Annotated in this window: 12 protein-coding genes; 9 read left to right on the plus strand and 3 right to left on the minus strand. The window is 62.5% G+C overall.

Features of this window, described 5'->3' with window-relative positions; translation table 11 throughout:
• Position 1: 1 nt before the first annotated feature.
• Positions 2 to 1,594 (minus strand): sensor histidine kinase, encoded by a 1,593-nt coding sequence (locus ACQ3C8_RS02525; RefSeq protein ID WP_009523056.1) that lies wholly within the window; start codon positions 1,592 to 1,594, stop codon positions 2 to 4.
• Complete coding sequence (locus ACQ3C8_RS02530) at positions 1,591 to 2,295, minus strand: response regulator (RefSeq protein WP_428852335.1); 705 nt, start codon at positions 2,293 to 2,295, stop codon at positions 1,591 to 1,593. Before ACQ3C8_RS02530 ends, ACQ3C8_RS02525 begins: the two co-directional genes overlap by 4 nt.
• Positions 2,296 to 2,571: 276 nt before the next feature.
• Between ACQ3C8_RS02530 and recA the strand changes: the two genes are divergently transcribed.
• From recA to ACQ3C8_RS02570, 8 genes are all read left to right on the plus strand, one after another.
• Entirely contained in the window at positions 2,572 to 3,708 is a 1,137-nt protein-coding gene (gene recA, locus ACQ3C8_RS02535; RefSeq protein ID WP_009523058.1) for a recombinase RecA, read from the plus strand.
• 48 nt (positions 3,709 to 3,756) lie between these two features.
• Complete coding sequence (gene recX / locus ACQ3C8_RS02540) at positions 3,757 to 4,272, plus strand: recombination regulator RecX (protein WP_428852336.1); 516 nt, start codon at positions 3,757 to 3,759, stop codon at positions 4,270 to 4,272.
• Positions 4,273 to 4,392: 120 nt separating this feature from the next.
• A complete protein-coding gene (locus tag ACQ3C8_RS02545) occupies positions 4,393 to 5,040 on the plus strand; it encodes a DUF2889 domain-containing protein (RefSeq protein WP_083840404.1) in 648 nt (215 codons plus the stop codon).
• A 72-nt stretch (positions 5,041 to 5,112) separates the two neighbouring features.
• Positions 5,113 to 6,273 carry an ADP-forming succinate--CoA ligase subunit beta gene (gene sucC / locus ACQ3C8_RS02550; RefSeq protein ID WP_009523061.1) on the plus strand — a complete coding sequence of 387 codons (1,161 nt, stop codon included), beginning with the start codon at positions 5,113 to 5,115 and terminating at the stop codon, positions 6,271 to 6,273.
• A 28-nt stretch (positions 6,274 to 6,301) separates the two neighbouring features.
• A complete protein-coding gene (gene sucD / locus ACQ3C8_RS02555) occupies positions 6,302 to 7,195 on the plus strand; it encodes a succinate--CoA ligase subunit alpha (RefSeq protein WP_428852337.1) in 894 nt (297 codons plus the stop codon).
• A 263-nt stretch (positions 7,196 to 7,458) separates the two neighbouring features.
• On the plus strand, positions 7,459 to 8,154 hold the full coding sequence (locus tag ACQ3C8_RS02560) for a TerC family protein (RefSeq protein WP_009523063.1): 696 nt from the start codon (positions 7,459 to 7,461) through the stop codon (positions 8,152 to 8,154).
• Positions 8,155 to 8,367: 213 nt separating this feature from the next.
• Positions 8,368 to 8,835: a pilin gene (locus tag ACQ3C8_RS02565; protein ID WP_428852338.1), complete on the plus strand. Its 468-nt coding sequence runs from the start codon at positions 8,368 to 8,370 to the stop codon at positions 8,833 to 8,835.
• Between the two features lie 248 nt (positions 8,836 to 9,083).
• Entirely contained in the window at positions 9,084 to 10,775 is a 1,692-nt protein-coding gene (locus ACQ3C8_RS02570) for a Wzy polymerase domain-containing protein (protein WP_428852339.1), read from the plus strand.
• Between the two features lie 58 nt (positions 10,776 to 10,833).
• Here ACQ3C8_RS02570 and ACQ3C8_RS02575 read toward each other — a convergent pair whose 3' ends face one another.
• A complete protein-coding gene (locus ACQ3C8_RS02575; protein ID WP_428852340.1) occupies positions 10,834 to 11,589 on the minus strand; it encodes a 5'-methylthioadenosine/adenosylhomocysteine nucleosidase in 756 nt (251 codons plus the stop codon).
• A gap of 128 nt (positions 11,590 to 11,717) precedes the next feature.
• Between ACQ3C8_RS02575 and cqsA the strand changes: the two genes are divergently transcribed.
• A complete protein-coding gene (gene cqsA / locus ACQ3C8_RS02580; protein ID WP_428852341.1) occupies positions 11,718 to 13,064 on the plus strand; it encodes an alpha-hydroxyketone-type quorum-sensing autoinducer synthase in 1,347 nt (448 codons plus the stop codon).
• Positions 13,065 to 13,092 lie beyond the last annotated feature (28 nt).

Below are 13,092 nucleotides of genomic sequence, written 5' to 3' on the forward strand. Positions count from 1 at the left end.
CTCAGGCCAGCTCTGCATCGGCGCCGCGCGCCTGCAGGCGCGGCAGCATGATGCGGATACGCGTGCCGCTGCGGACGGGCTCGTAGGCGTACACGTGGTCGAGGATGCTGACCGTGCCCCCATGTTGCTGCACGATCTCGCGCACGATGGCGAGCCCCAGGCCGCTACCTTCGATGCCACTGCCGAGAATGCGGTAGAAGCGCTCCATGACCCGTTCGCGTTCCGCGACCGGAATGCCGGGGCCGGTATCGTCGACTTCAAGCATGACCTCGCGTTCCGCCGAATTGGCGTGGACGCGTACCGTGACATGGCCACCGTTGGGGGTGTAACTGATGGCATTGTCGATCAGGTTGCCGAGCATCTCGGTCAACATCAGGCTGTTGCCGAGGATCAGCACTGGCATGGCCGGCACTTCCACGCCCAGATCAATCTGCCGTGCCCACGCCTGGGACAGCCAGCCCGTGACCACTTCGCGTGTCAGCGCCACCAGGTCGGTGGGGGCCATGGCCTGGCTGGCACTGGCGTTCTCCATGCGGGCCAGCGAAAGCAATTGCTTGACAAGATGCGCGGTGCGGTTCGAACTGTTGGCGATGTGCGCCAGCGACCGGCGCAGTTCGTCAGGGGACTGCTCGCGCTGCGCCAGTTCGGCCTGCATGCGCAGGCCAGCCAGCGGTGTCTTCATTTGATGCGCGGCATCGGCGATGAACCGCTTCTGCGAATTCACTGACTGTTCGACACGTGCCAGCATCTCGTTGAACGACACGACCAGCGGCGTGATTTCCTGTGGCGTAGCGCGTTCATTGATCGGGCTCGTATCGGCCGGATTGCGCGCGTGGATGCGTTGCTGCAAGGCGGTCAGCGGCGCCAGCCCGCGCGCCAGCCCGAACCACACGAGCACTACGGCGAGCGGCAGGATGACGAACTGCGGCAAGATCACACCCTTGATGATCTCGTTGGCGAGTTGGGCGCGTTTGTCCAGTGTCTCGGCCACCTGCACCAGTACCGGAGCATTGCCGCCCACGCCCGGTATGCTGATATAGGTATGCGCGACGCGGATATCGTTGCCGCCGAGCTTGTCGTCGCGCAGGTGCACCAGGCCGCTGTAGGGCTGCTCGGTGTCGATCGGCAGCGGCAGGTCCGGGTCTCCGCTGATGAATTCGCCACGCGTGCCGAGCACCTGGAAGTAAATGTTGTCGCGTTCATCGGCGCGCAGGATTTCCTTGGCGGAGAGCGGTAGCTGCAGCACCACGCGGCCGTTGACCTCGCGTACCTGTTGCGACAGCACGATGGCGCTGGTCTCCAGTGCGCGGTCGAATGGCCCATTGGCGATCGCCTTGGCGGCGAGATAGGTCACGGCAATGCTCAAGGGCCAGAGCAGAAGCAGCGGCGCCAGCATCCAGTCGAGGATCTCGCCGAACAGCGAGCGCGGTACCGTGGCATTGGACTGCAGTTCTTCGTTCGGCAGGATCTGCTGCAACTCGCGTTCTAGTTCCGCATCGCTGGCGGGCGGTACCGGGCGCTTGGGCGCACGCCGCCGATGGGCCGCCGGGGACCAGGAGGTCCACGGTGCGCGTAGCCGGTGCAGGAGACTCATACAGCGTCGGGCGTGGGTGTGGTGGCTGGCGTGGCCTGATACTTCTCGAGGCAGTAGCCCAGCCCGCGCACTGTCGCGATGCGGATCCCGTTGACCTCGATCTTCTTGCGCAGGCGGTGGACGTAGACCTCGATGGCGTTATTGCTGACTTCCTCGCCCCATTCGCACAGGTGGTCGACCAGCTGTTCCTTCGATACCAGCCGCCCGGTGCGCGACAGCAAGATCTCCAGCAGGCCCAGTTCGCGTGCCGACAATTCGAGCATCTGGTCGTCGATATACGCGATGCGCCCGACCTGGTCAAAGGCCAGCGGGCCGTGGCGGATCAGTGCCGCACCGCCGCCCGCCCCGCGCCGGACCAGCGCCCGCACACGTGCCTCCAGTTCCGAGAGGGCAAAAGGCTTGGCCATGTAATCGTCCGCGCCGAGGTCAAGTCCCTTGACGCGTTCGCCGACGCTGTCGGCTGCCGTCAGGATCAGCACCGGAAGCAAGGAATTGCGCGCGCGCAGGCGCCTCAGGACCTCCAGCCCCGACATGCGCGGCAGGCCGAGATCGAGGATGAGCAGGTCGAAACTCTGGGTGGACAGGGCGGAATCGGCTTCCAGGCCATGCGCGACATGGTCCACGGCATAACCGGACTGACGCAGCGAACGGGTCAGTCCATCGGCAAGGACGTGGTCGTCCTCGGCGATCAGAATGCGCATCGTAGTCTCCTGACACCCTGTTTCACTGCCGCGCCGCAGTTTGGGCCGGGCGGCGGGTAAAATTGCAACGCAGCGCCAGCCGCAAGGCTTGCTAAAAACACTGTTTTTTTATACAGTACCTGCAGTTTCGGAATTCAGTGTGTCTCGTAATGTTATAGGCGAACGGGACAACCGCAGCGGGACAGGTGGCACGGCAAAGCCGCGCATCTCCGTGCCGTACCGCTCTGCGCCCTGTTCCGCGAACCATTTATACACCAATTTGGCAAAAGGACGACCATGGACGACAGCAAAAAGGCCGGTGCAGGCATGAACGCCGAAAAGCAAAAAGCGCTGGCTGCCGCGCTGGCACAGATCGAGAAGCAGTTCGGCAAGGGCTCGGTCATGCGCCTGGGCGACGGCGGTCCCCAGGAAGATATCCAGGTCGTCTCCACCGGGTCGCTGGGTCTCGACATCGCCCTTGGCGTCGGCGGCCTGCCGCGAGGCCGGGTGGTCGAAATCTACGGGCCGGAATCGTCGGGCAAAACCACGCTGACCCTGCAGGTTGTCGCGGAAATGCAGAAGCTCGGCGGTACTTGCGCCTTCATCGATGCCGAGCATGCGCTCGACGTCAACTACGCGGCGAAGCTGGGCGTCAATACCCAGGACCTGCTGATTTCCCAGCCGGATACCGGCGAACAGGCGCTCGAGATTACCGACGCCCTTGTGCGTTCCGGTTCGGTCGACATGATTGTGATCGACTCCGTGGCAGCGCTTGTGCCGCGTGCCGAAATCGAAGGTGAAATGGGCGATTCGCTGCCCGGCCTGCAAGCCCGCCTGATGAGCCAGGCGCTGCGCAAGCTGACCGGCACCATCAAGCGCACCAACTGCCTGGTGATCTTCATCAACCAGATCCGCATGAAGATCGGTGTCATGTTCGGCTCGCCCGAGACTACCACCGGCGGCAATGCGCTCAAGTTCTATGCGTCGGTACGGCTGGATATTCGCCGTATCGGCTCGATCAAGCGCGGTGACGAGGTCATCGGCAACGAAACCAAGGTCAAGGTCGTCAAGAACAAGGTGTCTCCGCCGTTCCGCGAATCCATTTTCGACATCCTGTACGGCGAGGGCATTTCGCGCGAAGGCGAGATCATCGACCTGGGCGTGGAAGGCAAGATCGTCGACAAGGCGGGTGCCTGGTACAGCTACAACGGTGACCGGATCGGGCAGGGCAAGGACAACGTCCGCGAATACCTGCGCGAGAACCCTGACCTGGCGCGTGAAATCGAAAACCGCATCCGCGAACAGCTTGGTATCTCGCTGATGCAGGCCGACGGCCCCGCCAAGGCTGAGGCCGGTAGCAAAGAGGACAAGGCCGAGAAAGCGGAAAAAGCCGCCGCCCGCAAACCGGCCGACAAGCTGGCGGCCGAAGGCTGATTCACCTGAGCTCCCCGGCTGGCGCGGTTGCCTGCGCCAGCCTGCGCCATGCCCCGCCCACCTCTGAGCCTGAAAGCCCGCGCCGTTGGTTATCTCTCCCGACGAGAGCATAGCCGTGCGGAACTGGCGCGCAAGCTGGCGCCGCACGCCGCGTCCGAGGAAGAGGTGTCGCTGCTGCTCGACGCGCTGGAGCGGGAAAACTGGCTATCCGATACCCGGTTTGCTCAAAGTGTCCTGCACCGGCGCGGCGGCCGCTATGGGACCCGCCGGGTCATGCAGGAGCTTGGCGCTCACCAACTCGATGCCGATACCCTGGCCGAAGCGCGTCAGCGCTTGCAAGACACCGAGTTGCAGCGTGCCCGGGCCGTTTGGCACAAGCGCTTTGCCGCACCTGCGGAAGACGCCGCCGCGCGGGCCAAGCAGGTTCGCTTTCTCCTCGCACGCGGGTTTTCCTCTGCCGTTGTCGGGCAGGTCGTGCGCGGCGCCAAGGACTGGCTCGAGACATTGGACCAGACGTTGGATCCTTCGCCGTATGATACCGACCCGGACGATTTCGAAGCCTGATTTTCCCAATTTATGGGATCCGGGCGCCTCACAATTCCACACTGCGAACTCGGGGCGCTCAGCCTCGCTGCCTGGCATGCTAGAATCGCGGGATTGTTTCGGATGTATCCATTCCGGTGTATGCCACTTCCCCAGCCCGTTAACCGTACCCTGCGCCATACTCGCGCCATCACGGCAGAAGTGTTTCTGCGGGACGACGGACTATGGGATATCGATACGCGCCTGAAGGACATGAAGGCGCGTGACCTGATGCTCTTCACAGGTCAGCTCCGTCCGGAGGGCACACCGCTCCATGATCTGTCGCTACGTATCACCATCGATACCCAATTCAATATCGTCGACGCCGCGGCCAGTTCCGACTGGAACCCGTACCCCGGGTACTGCGAGGCGATCGAGCCGGCGTATCGGCAGCTGATCGGGCTGAACCTGCTCAAGCAATTCCGGGCCGCCGCGCGGGCCCGTTTGGGCGGGACGGACGGATGCACCCATCTCACCGAACTGTGCGGCCTGTTGCCGACCGTGGCTTTCCAGGCATTTGCTGGCGAGGTCATTCGAACGCGCGATCCCGCAAGTGACCCAGCCCACGGTAATCAGCCGCCGCCGCAGCTCAACCGCTGCCATGCACTGAGTTTCCAGGGCGACGCTGTCCGCGAATACTTCCCGCGCTGGTATGGGCATCGGCCCGCAGATGCCAGCGAACGCGGCAGCTTCTCCGAGGAACTGGCTAAACTGCCGGTCACCGACGAGAATCGGGAGCCTCCCGCCTGATCTTCCCCGATCGGCATCCAGATTCAAGAATCCCATTCAACAACACCTTCAGCCTCGTAAAAAGGAACACGCATGAAGATCCATGAGTATCAGGGCAAGGAAATCCTGCGCAAATACAATGTGCCGGTGCCGCGCGGTATCCCCGCTTTCTCCGTGGAAGAAGCCCTCAAGGCAGCAGAGCAGCTCGGCGGCCCGGTGTGGGTCGTGAAGGCGCAGATCCACGCAGGTGGCCGCGGCAAGGGCGGCGGCGTGAAAGTGGCCAAGAACATGGACGAGGTCAAGACCTACGCGTCCAACATCCTCGGCATGCAGCTGGTCACGCACCAGACTGGTCCGGAAGGCCAGAAGGTCAATCGTCTCTACATCGAAGACGGCGCCGATATCAAGAATGAACTCTACGTTTCCCTGGTGACCGACCGCGGTACGCAGAAGGTTGCGCTGATCGCCTCGAGCGAAGGCGGCATGGATATCGAAGAAGTTGCACACTCCACGCCGGAAAAGATCATCACCGAATACATCGATCCGCTGACCGGCATCACCGCCGAGCAGTCGAAGAAGGTCGCCGCGGCCATCGGCCTGACGGGCGCCTCGGTGGACCAGGCTGTGGAGCTGTTCGCCAACCTGTACAAGTGCTACATGGAAACCGACGCATCGCTGGTCGAGATCAACCCGCTGAACTGCGATAGCAAGGGCAACCTCATCGCCCTGGACGCCAAGTTCAACTTTGACTCCAACGCCCTGTTCCGTCACCCGGAAATCGTGGCCTACCGCGACCTGGACGAAGAAGATCCGGCTGAAGTCGAGGCTTCCAAGTTCGACCTGGCCTACATCAGCCTGGACGGCAACATCGGCTGCCTGGTGAATGGCGCCGGCCTGGCCATGTCGACCATGGACACCATCAAGCTGTTCGGCGGCGAGCCGGCCAACTTCCTGGACGTGGGCGGTGGCGCCACGGCCGAGAAGGTCACCGAAGCGTTCAAGATCATGCTGAAGAACCCTGAAGTGAAGGGCATCCTGGTCAACATCTTCGGCGGCATCATGAAGTGCGACACCATCGCCGAAGGCGTGATCACCGCCTGCAAGGCCGTGAATCTCTCCGTGCCGCTGGTCGTGCGCATGAAGGGTACGAACGAAGAACTGGGCAAGAAGATGCTGGCCGAATCCGGTCTGCCGATCATCTCCGCCGACACCATGGCCGAAGCCGCGACCAAGATCGTCGCTGCCGTCAAGTAAGCCGCTGCCCAAGGATAAGGATACGAACATGAGCATCTACATCAACAAGGACACCAAGGTCATCACCCAGGGCATCACGGGCAAGACCGGCCAATTCCACACCCTGGGTTGCCAGGCCTACGCGAACGGTAAGAACGCCTTTGTCGCCGGCGTGAACCCGAAGAAGGCAGGCGAGAAGTTCTCGGACATTCCCATCTACGGCACGGTGAAGGAAGCAGCCGCCCAGACTGGCGCCACCGTCTCGGTGATCTACGTGCCGCCCGCAGGCGCGGCCGCCGCTATCTGGGAAGCTGTCGAAGCCGACCTGGACCTGGCGATCTGTATCACTGAAGGTATCCCCGTGCGCGACATGCTGGAAGTGCGCAACAAGATGAAGGCCAAGGAAGCTGCCGGCGGCAAGAAAACCCTGCTGCTGGGCCCGAACTGCCCCGGCCTGATCACGCCCGACGAAATCAAGATCGGCATCATGCCCGGCCACATCCACATGAAGGGCCGCGTCGGCGTGGTGTCGCGCTCCGGTACCCTGACCTATGAAGCCGTGGCCCAGCTGACCGAACTCGGTATCGGCCAGTCGTCCGCCGTCGGCATCGGTGGCGACCCGATCAACGGCCTCAAGCACATCGACGTGATGAAGGCCTTCAACGACGATCCCGACACCGATGCCGTGATCATGATCGGCGAGATCGGCGGTCCGGACGAGGCAGAAGCCGCCCGGTGGTGCAAGGACAACATGAAGAAGCCGATCGTGGGCTTCATCGCTGGCGTGACTGCGCCTCCGGGCAAGCGCATGGGCCACGCCGGCGCGCTGATCTCGGGCGGTGCCGACACGGCTGACGCCAAGCTGGCCATCATGGAAGAATGCGGTTTCACCGTGACCCGCAACCCGTCCGAAATGGGCAAGCTGCTCAAGGGCTTGCTGTAATCGGGGCTGTTGTTCAAAAAGGAGGCTTCGGCCTCCTTTTTTGTTGGCTGTTCTTGTTGGACTGTCGGGCAACAAATTATTCATTGATCACTTTTTTATGGGAAAGTGATGCAAAAACCCCGTTTTTAGGGAAAACCCGAAGCGCGACTGAAAAGAAATCGAAAGGTTCAACGCGCACACTCTGTGGCACGGTTTTTTTGTCCGCCGCTTTCCGACCGCCGGTTTGCATCCACCGGTCTGCGTTCACTTCACGGAGTATTCTTTTGGACTTCTCATCTTCCGCCTTCTGGTTCGCCCTGGGGTCGATCATCCTGACCAATATCGTGCTGTCCGGCGACAACGCCGTGGTCATCGCCCTGGCTTCCCGCAGCCTGCCGCCCAAGCAACAGAAACTTGCGATCTTCTGGGGTAGCGCCGCTGCCATCATCATGCGGATCGTGCTGACCGTCGCTGCCGTCAAGTTGCTGACGTTGCCATGGCTCAAGATCGTCGGCGCCATGCTGCTGATCTACATTGGCGTACAGCTGCTGAACGAGGGCGACGAGGATGAGTCACACGCGGCCAAGGCTTCGATCTGGGCTGCTATCCAGACCATCCTGATCGCCGACCTGGTGATGTCGCTGGACAACGTCATGGCCGTGGCCGCTGCCGCGCAGAATGGCCCTCCGGGTAGCCAGGTGACCCTGCTGATCCTGGGCCTGGGCATCAGCATTCCGCTGATCATCTTCGGCAGCACGCTGCTGCTCAAGGTCATGGAGCGTTTCCCGATCATCATCACGCTGGGTGCGGCACTGCTCGGTTATCTTGCCGGCGAAATGTTCATCTCCGATCCGGTCGATGCCGCCTGGTTTGCCGACAACGTGCAGCACGCAGGCCTGATCGCCGGTGCGCTGGGCGCGGTTATCGTGGTCGGCCTGGGTACCTACCTGCAGCGTCGCCAGGCGCGTGCCGCTGCCTGAATAGTGCAACACCTGACAGGCGGTGTTGATCGCCCGTCATGAAAAACTGCCAGATTTTGTCACTCCAGGTGACGGAATCTGGCAGTTTTTATTGGCGACCCGACGTGGCAGTGCACAAATTTTGTCATTTTCCCCAGCAAATGGGGCTGGCACGCTGTGTGCTCTGTGATCCCCCGCACGCGTGTGCTTTAAGAATTTTCGAGGGGTCACCAAATGAAAATGCAACAACTCTGCCGTACCGCTCGGCGCGTCCAGAAGGGTTTTACGCTGATCGAGCTGATGATCGTTGTGGCGATCATCGGTATCTTGGCTGCTATCGCAGTGCCGGCTTACCAAAATTACGTGAAGAAAGCGGCTTATACCGAAGTCATCAATGCCATGGCTCCCTACAAGCTCGCTGTCGATATTTGCTATCAGTCTGCCGATGGCGCTACGGCTGCCGCAAAATTGGCTACTTGTGACGCTGGTGCGGCTGGTATTCCTGCAGCTCCCACCGCAGTCACGACCGGTGCCTTCAATTCGCTCACGGTTACGGATGGTGTGATCGTGGCGACGCCGAACGCATTCAAAGGCATTCTCGCGACAGAAACCTGTACTATGACCCCCGCCGCCGATGCTAGCGACAAGCTGCAGTGGGCCTACTCGGGCGGCTGCTTGACCCAAGGCTACGTTAAGAACTAAGGAGAGAGTAGTTCGCTACTCGAATTCCTGCATGGAAAAGGCGCCTTCGGGCGCCTTTTTTGTCGTAAGATGCGTGGTCGCAACACACGCCACACGTGGTATCGACCGCCTGCCGGGCATTTCTCCCCGCTCCTCCCGTGATCCGTCCGTCCACGCCGACTTTCCCGTCATCCTCTCCCTTGATTGCCTGGTGGCCACTGCTTCTTGCATTGGCGATGCCATTTATCGTCTCCATTCACAGGCAGCCTTTGTCCACATTCTCGGGGGAGTGGTGGGCCGCAGCCCTGTGGACCTTGTCCTTCGTCTATTTGCTGTGGACCCGCAAGCAGCGTACGCCCATGCCGGCGGTGCCTCCAGTCGTGCTCTTTCCGCTCGCGTTGGCGCTCGTTACCGCTGTCCAGTTCCTGTGGATTCGTCCATTCCAGAACGATCTGGCCGGACTGACGCCGCTGGTCTTTCTGCTCGGCGCGGCCACCATCCTGTGCGGTTATCTCGTCCGCGCGCGCGACGAGGCCCTGCATGCCGCGAGCATGATCGCGTGGGCGCTGCTGGCGGCCAGCCTGCTGGGCGTGGCGGCGCAGGTGGTGCAGCTGTTCCGCGCGGAATTTTCCTTTTTTGGCCTGGTGTCGGAGTACTTCCCCACGGAACAGCGACGCCTGTGGGGAAATCTCAACCAGCCCAACCACCAGGCCACGGTACATGGCCTCGGGTTGGCGGCACTGGTGTATCTGGCTGCGGCGCGGCGGCTGCGGTTGTCTGTGGCACTCGTTCCCGCGGTGTGCCTGGTGTTTGGGATTATCCTCACGGGCTCCAGGACGGGTGTGGTACATCTCGGGCTGGCCACGCTGCTGGGCCTGATGCTGGCGGGTTTGTCATGGGAGTTCGCGACGTCGCGCAGGCGGCGTGCGGCGCTGGTGTTCTTCAGCCTGGCGCTGGTGCCGATGTACTTTTTCCTGCAGCCGCTGGTGCTCGAGGCCAGCCGGGAATTTGGCTGGAAGCTGTTCGACGCCGTCGCGCGGCTGGAAGAGGGTGATGCCGGTTCGGCGCGGGCCGCGCTGTGGCGGCATGCCTGGATGATGTTCATGACGCATCCCTGGTTCGGGGTGGGCTGGATGGAGTTCGGTATCGAGCAGTGGCGGCAGTTGCGATCCGTTGGCATGACGGTGGAGCTGGCGCAGCAGGCGCACAACCAGGTGCTCGATCTGCTGGCCAAGACGGGCACGATCGGCGCGGGCAGCGTGTTGCTGACGCTGGGCGCATGGTTCTGGCGCGTACTGCGTATGACAATCGGAGCCGTTGGCACAGCCGACCGGGCGCGCCGCCCCGCCACGCTGCTCGGGCTGAGTTGGCTGGCCATGCTGTGCGCGCATTCGATGCTCGAATACCCGCTGCATTACCTGTATTTCTTCCTGCTGTTCTGCTTTCTGCTGGGGTGGCTGGAGCCCGGCGGCTGGCCGCTGCGGGGCATATGGGGGCGTCTCGCCAACTGGCGTGGCTGGGCTGTCGTGTGTGCGGTGGTCGGCGGCGCCGGACTGGCGGCGGTGATGATTGACTACCAGCGCGCCGAGGACGTGACACGGGCTGCGACTTTCAACCCGACTATCCCGGTACGTCCACGGTTCTGGTTCCGCGATATTGCCGAACAGCGGCAGACGGCACGCATGCCCCTGAGCCGGGCCAACGCCGCCGAAGCGCTGGCGCGCCATCTGACAGCGTTGCGCGTGTTGCCGACCCCTTCGCTGATCCAGCGGACTGCCCTGCTGACGGCCATGCAGGGCGATACGGCTGCAGCGCAACGCATGATCGAAGACCTGCGGTTCTACTACTGGATCAATCCGGTCGGGGAGCGTTTCCAGACGCTCCGTCTATGCGCCACGCTGCCGGCAGCCGAACGGCCGCAGCCTTATTGCACGCCGCCGGAGTTGCCAGCCGGGCGCTGAGCGGCGCCGTCTGCACCCGATTCAACGCGCAGGTGCCCTGCCTGCTGCCCGGCGCGGGTCAGGCAGCTTCGAGAAAGCGCTGGATCACGCCAGCGGAATAGACGCTCGCCACGTCCCGCAGAAAAGCCGAGAAATCGAGATGCGCAGTGTCATCGGCGCGGTCGGAGACCGTACGCATGATGGCGCAGGGCACGCCGTACTCGTGGCAGACCTGCGTCACCGCCGCGCCCTCCATTTCCACGCACAGCGCTGCCGGCAGGCTGGCCTGCAATTGCGAGACGGCTCCGCTGTCGCCGATGAACCGGTCGCCGCTGGCGATCATTCCGGTATGAAGTGTGGGGTTTTTGAGACGAAAGCGGGTTCGGGTGTCGGTGTCCAAACGTGCTTCAAAATCCTCTTGGAGAAAGGATGCGGCCGCCTGTTCGAGGCGTTTGCGCAGGGTTGGATCACAGGGGAATTCGGCCTGGTCCAGTAGGGGAACCTGGTATTGCGGCCAGAACGGCCGACCGTCAAGATCGTGTTGCAGCAAGCGATCCGCGACAACGATGTCCCCGACGGCCACCCCCCGCGCCAGGCCGCCAGCCAGGCCGGTCATGACCACCGTATCGACGGAGAAGTCGCGGATCAGGGTGACCGTGGTCGCCGCCGCCGCTACCTTGCCGACCCGGGCCAGTACCACGACCACATCTTGCCCATAAATCTGGCCGATGTAATAGTCACGCATACCGATGTGACGGACACTGCCGTATGCATCCATATGCTGCAGCAAGGAAGCGATTTCGTCGTGCATTGCTGCGATCAGACCGATTGTCATGTTTGAAAAGAACAATTCCAGTGTGTAATGTCAATGTACCGGCGATGCCACGCGATCCGGTTGTGCAACGCGTCATCGTAGTTCAGGGCATTGAAAAAAGCGACTCTCCATTTTCATAAGGAATGAACATGCTGCCGCAGGACGATAAAGCTTCCGCGCTCCCTACCGACTCTGCCGATCGCGCAGAGAACCGCATGCCTGCCTTCGTGAGCACGCGACTCAATGGGCACTATGTGGATCGCGTTGAAAAACTATGGGGCGGCGATCACCTGCTGCACGGCATGACACCGGGGGCAGATGCCATTCACCTGTCCAATAATGACTATCTGTGCCTGCTGCATGAGCCGGAACTGCTCAAGGCGCAGTCGCGCGTGCTGCTGGGTGGCGGCGACATCCTGATGTCCGGGGTGTTCATGCACGGCGATACGCCCCAGGCCCGCCTCGAGAAGAAACTGGCCAATTTCATGGGTGCCGAGGATGGACTGATCTCGCAATCCGGCTGGTGCGCCAACATCGGCCTGCTGCAGAGCATTGCCGGTCCGGATGCCCCGGTGTACCTGGACATGATGGCCCACGTATCGCTCTGGGAAGGCGCGCACGCGGCAAATGCCCGCAGTATTCCGTTCATGCACAACGATGCCGTGCATGCCGAGCGCCAGATCAACAAGCATGGTCCGGGCGTCATCGTGGTCGATTCGGTGTACAGCATCAACGGCAGCGTCTGTCCGCTCGAAGCGTTCGTCGAGGTCGCGGAGCGCACCGGCAGCATCCTGGTGGTGGACGAATCCCACTCGCTGGGCACCCACGGCCCGCACGGCGCAGGTCTGGTCGCGGAACTCGGCCTGTCCGACCGCGTGCACTTCCGGACCGCCTCGCTGGCCAAAACGTTTGCCGGACGTGCCGGTTTCATCACCTGCTCGACGCGTTTCAAGGGTTATTTCTTCTCCGAAGCCCGCCCGGCTGTCTTCAGCTCATGCCTGCTGCAGCACGAAATTGCCTGGTTCGACGCGGCCCTCGATTTCATCAGCCAGGCCGACGACCGCCGGACGCGCCTGAAGGCCCAGACCAAGCGGGTCCGCGAGGCCCTCACGGAACTCGGCTACAACGTGTCGGACGGCACGGAACAGATCATCGCGCTGGAAGCCGGCACGGAGCCGCAGACCATGGTGCTGCGCAATGCCTTGCAGTCGCGCGGCGTGTTCGGGGCGGTGTTCTGCGCACCGGCTACGCCCAAGAACCGTTCGCTGATGCGCTTGACGCTGAACTCGGGACTGACCGATATCGAGATTGACCGGGTGCTGGAGGTGTGTGCCGAGATCCGCGAAGAGGTCGACCTGCCGAACTGGTCGTCCAGCAAGCGCGTGCGTAACCGCCGCACTGCGGCGCCGGCCGTCTCGGCTCGCATGCCGGAAGCCGAACATCAGGATGACCGTCCGGTCGCGGCTGCCCAACTGACGAGCGCCGGGCACGACTGAGGCAGAGGGCGGTGCTGTGGGCGCCGCT

The organism is Imbroritus primus (assembly GCF_964332355.1).
GTDB classification, from domain to species: domain Bacteria; phylum Pseudomonadota; class Gammaproteobacteria; order Burkholderiales; family Burkholderiaceae; genus Imbroritus; species Imbroritus primus.

What these genes read in the sequence shown, in the direction of transcription:
- recA (WP_009523058.1), top strand. Translation starts at nt 2,572, where the DNA reads ATGGACGACAGCAAAAAGGCCGGTGCAGGCATGAACGCCGAAAAGCAA.
- sucD (WP_428852337.1), top strand. Translation starts at nt 6,302, where the DNA reads ATGAGCATCTACATCAACAAGGACACCAAGGTCATCACCCAGGGCATC.
- ACQ3C8_RS02545 (WP_083840404.1), top strand. Translation starts at nt 4,393, where the DNA reads ATGCCACTTCCCCAGCCCGTTAACCGTACCCTGCGCCATACTCGCGCC.
- ACQ3C8_RS02565 (WP_428852338.1), top strand. Translation starts at nt 8,368, where the DNA reads ATGAAAATGCAACAACTCTGCCGTACCGCTCGGCGCGTCCAGAAGGGT.
- ACQ3C8_RS02575 (WP_428852340.1), bottom strand. Translation starts at nt 11,589, where the DNA reads ATGACAATCGGTCTGATCGCAGCAATGCACGACGAAATCGCTTCCTTG.
- recX (WP_428852336.1), top strand. Translation starts at nt 3,757, where the DNA reads ATGCCCCGCCCACCTCTGAGCCTGAAAGCCCGCGCCGTTGGTTATCTC.
- ACQ3C8_RS02525 (WP_009523056.1), bottom strand. Translation starts at nt 1,594, where the DNA reads ATGAGTCTCCTGCACCGGCTACGCGCACCGTGGACCTCCTGGTCCCCG.
- cqsA (WP_428852341.1), top strand. Translation starts at nt 11,718, where the DNA reads ATGCTGCCGCAGGACGATAAAGCTTCCGCGCTCCCTACCGACTCTGCC.
- sucC (WP_009523061.1), top strand. Translation starts at nt 5,113, where the DNA reads ATGAAGATCCATGAGTATCAGGGCAAGGAAATCCTGCGCAAATACAAT.
- ACQ3C8_RS02530 (WP_428852335.1), bottom strand. Translation starts at nt 2,295, where the DNA reads ATGCGCATTCTGATCGCCGAGGACGACCACGTCCTTGCCGATGGACTG.